A 567-nucleotide genomic window follows, 5' to 3' on the forward strand; every position below is an offset into this window, starting at 1 on the left:
TTTTCCGCTGGCAAGGCCGGTCACTGCCGAGTCCAGGCCGCCGATGGCGCTGCCGACGTTCGCGTAAGAACTTCCTTGCACGCCGAAGCTGGGCGCGGTGACGGTGCCGGTCACCGGATCGAACGCCGAACCGCCTCCCATATTGGTCGCCACGCTGGCGCCCAATGCGCCGACGCTTGCCGTCGCCGCATCCGACACGCCTGTCAGCTGCGCAACGTTGACCGCATCGGTCGCTGCGCTGCCTGCTGCAAGATTCGTGATCTTACGTTCCGCACCGGATGCGCCCAGCGACACTTCGCCGCTGGAATCTTGCGCGGTGCTCAGACCAATCGCCGCGTAGCCGGTCTGCGCGCCGACCGTTGCCGTCGAGCCTTGGCCCAGGGCCACGTTCGAACCCGTCAGGCCTGCCGTAATCGTTGCGCCTTGGCCCAGCAAGGTCGAGTTATCGACCCCGTTATCGCTGGCTTGGTTACCCAAGACCGTGGATGCCGCGCCCGTCGCCGATGCACCGAAACCACCCGCCGATGCGTCCGCGCCCGAGGCAACGGCTTGCGTCGTCGTCACGCT

At 66.8% G+C, this 567-nt stretch carries 1 pseudogene; it reads right to left on the minus strand.

Annotated elements, in window-relative coordinates:
• Positions 1-567: pseudogene (locus tag API01S_RS06620) on the minus strand (adhesin); the annotation flags it as partial.

This window comes from Achromobacter piechaudii NBRC 102461 (assembly GCF_001571245.1).
In the GTDB taxonomy this organism is placed as follows: domain Bacteria; phylum Pseudomonadota; class Gammaproteobacteria; order Burkholderiales; family Burkholderiaceae_B; genus Achromobacter; species Achromobacter piechaudii.